General features: G+C 41.9%; 3 protein-coding genes. 1 reads left to right on the forward strand and 2 read right to left on the reverse strand.

The genetic code is table 11. The annotated features are described in order from the left end of the window. Nucleotides 1–750: cysteine desulfurase family protein (locus AC058W_RS03930; RefSeq protein WP_479389736.1), on the reverse strand; the 750-nt coding region annotated here is incomplete at its 3' end. Between the two features lie 17 nt (nucleotides 751–767). Beyond that, the gene (locus AC058W_RS03935) at nucleotides 768–1,244 is read right to left on the reverse strand and encodes an RrF2 family transcriptional regulator (protein ID WP_118137360.1); all 477 of its coding nucleotides are present in this window, start codon (nucleotides 1,242–1,244) and stop codon (nucleotides 768–770) included. A gap of 236 nt (nucleotides 1,245–1,480) precedes the next feature. Here AC058W_RS03935 and AC058W_RS03940 point away from each other — a divergent pair. Next, on the forward strand, nucleotides 1,481–2,437 hold a 957-nt coding region (locus AC058W_RS03940), incomplete at its 3' end, for an oligosaccharide flippase family protein (RefSeq protein ID WP_479389737.1).

Here is a 2,437-nt window from a genome sequence, read left to right on the forward strand (position 1 = left end):
TGCTGCACCGTATCCAACGATTGCCGGAACATTTTCTGTACCGGCACGACGTTTACGTTCCTGTGCTCCGCCATGTACGAAAGAACGAATCTTCACACCTTTACGGATGTATAAGAAACCGATTCCTTTTGGTCCGTTAATCTTATGTCCGCTGGAACTTAACATATCAATATTGCATTCATCTACATTGATCGGAACCTGGCAGAATGCCTGAACAGCATCTGTATGGAAAAGAACGCCATGCTCTTTTGCGATACGGCCGATTTCTTTAATTGGCTGGATAGAACCAATTTCATTGTTTGCAAACATAACAGAAATCAGGATTGTCTCTGGTGTGATAGCTTTCTCAAGTTCATCCAGTTTCACAATACCATTCTCATCTACATCTACATATGTGATCTTCGCGCCGCGTTTCTCCAAGTATTCACATGTATGAAGAATTGCGTGATGCTCAATCTTTGTTGTGATGATGTGGTTTCCTTTTGATTTATATGCTTCGAAAGTTGCTTTCAAAGCCCAGTTATCAGCTTCAGATCCACCGGCTGTAAAATAAATTTCTTCTTTCTTTGCACCAAGAACTTCTGCGATCTGCTCTCTTCCTTTTGTGATCGCTTCTTTGCTCTTGCCTGCAAAATCATAAATACTGGACGGGTTGCCATAATATTCTGAAAAATATGGCAGCATTGCCTGGACAACCTCCGGTGCTGTTTTAGTTGTTGCTGCATTGTCCAGATAAATCATTTTTCCCATTTTCTTGTCCTCCTGTTTTATTTAAGTATGTCTGACACCGTTTCCTTTGTGTTCAAACTTTCCATTTTTTCTTCATGTACTCTTCTGCTTTCATTGATCAGCTGACCAAGCATCAGGGTATCCACAGCGTTTGTAATACTGTCGTTAATTCTCTTCCAGACGAGTTTCGCCACACAGACATCGCTGCCATGACAGGTTCCATCGTTCTCGATCCCAGGGCAGGCTGCTGCTTCCAGGCTGCCTTCCAGCACTCGCAGGACTTCACCGACCGAGATCGCATCTGCCGGCTTGCCAAGCTGATAACCGCCATAGGCACCTCTGCTGCTCTTTACCAGACCAGCTTTCTTAAGCATGGCCATAAGCTGTTCGAGATAGCTTGTGGAAATATCCTGTCTTTCTGCAATGCTCTGTAAAGAGACTGCTTCATTTTCGCTGTGTAATCCCAGGTCTATCAACGCTTTCAAACCATAACGTGCTCTTGTTGACAGTTTCATTTTCTCACCTCGTTTTTTAATTCCCAGTGTTTCCCTCGGATTTCATGATTACTTTACCAGAAACTATTTGTTCTGTCAAGGCTGTTTTGTACATATATTGCTGTAAAAGCGTTATTAAGGTTACTGTTCACTCCGTGCCCAGTAACACGCTTCATGATGCACAGACCTTACGGGACATCAGTAGTGAATAGTAAGCATTATTACGCAGCAAACTTAAAAGGGCTGAAAACTTTATTATGTCAAAAATGCTTTTTATAAAGGGGACTTTACTACTTACTTTTACCGGACTGCTTAGCAGACTTTTAGGCTTCTTTTACAGAATATTCCTTTCTCATACGATCGGTGCACATGGACTGGGACTTTTCCAGCTTGTTCTTCCTTTGCAGCTTCTGGTAATGGCTGTTTGCGCCTCAGGTATACAGTCAGCGATTTCCCGCCTTACAGCTTCAGAAACTGCCCTTCATACCCCCAGACACGCCGGTGATTATTTCATCATTGGCACGATATTTTCTATTATGTTTTCTTTGTTCCTTTCCTGGATTCTTTATGCTCATGCGGATTTCTGGGCTACACAGATTCTCAAAGAGTCCCAAACTGCCATTCTGATACAGATACTGTCTTTTAGTATCCCTTTAAGTACACTTCATACTTGTGTTAACAGTTACTATTTTGGCAGAAAAAAAGCAGGTTTTCCGGCAGGGGTACAGCTTCTCGAACAGATTTTTCGTGTAGGCGGCTGTTATGTTCTCTACCTTATTTTTGAATCACAAAAACGTACCATTACTCCGGCGATAGCGGTTGGCGGAAATCTTATCGGGGAAATCGCCTCTTCTTTTATTTCTCTTTTTGCTGTCAGTATGCATTTAAAGAAAACAGATTATACTTTTTCACATATAAAAAATTCTGGCCGGATTTTAAAAAATCTGTTTCAGATTTCTATGCCTCTTACTTTAAACAAAATACTTCTGACCGTTCTCAGCAGTATGGAAGTCATTCTCATCCCTGCCAGATTACAAATGTCTGGATTAAGTGCTAAAGACGCATTAAGTATTTACGGTATTTTTACCGGTATGGCTCTTCCTCTCATCCTGTTTCCTGCAACGATCACAAATTCAGCCGCTGTTATGCTGCTTCCTTCCATCACAGAACTCCAGACACTTGGTTACCAGAAGCGGATACAATATGTGGTTCAC

Source organism: Blautia sp. CGZ-1-C1 (genome assembly GCF_056504575.1).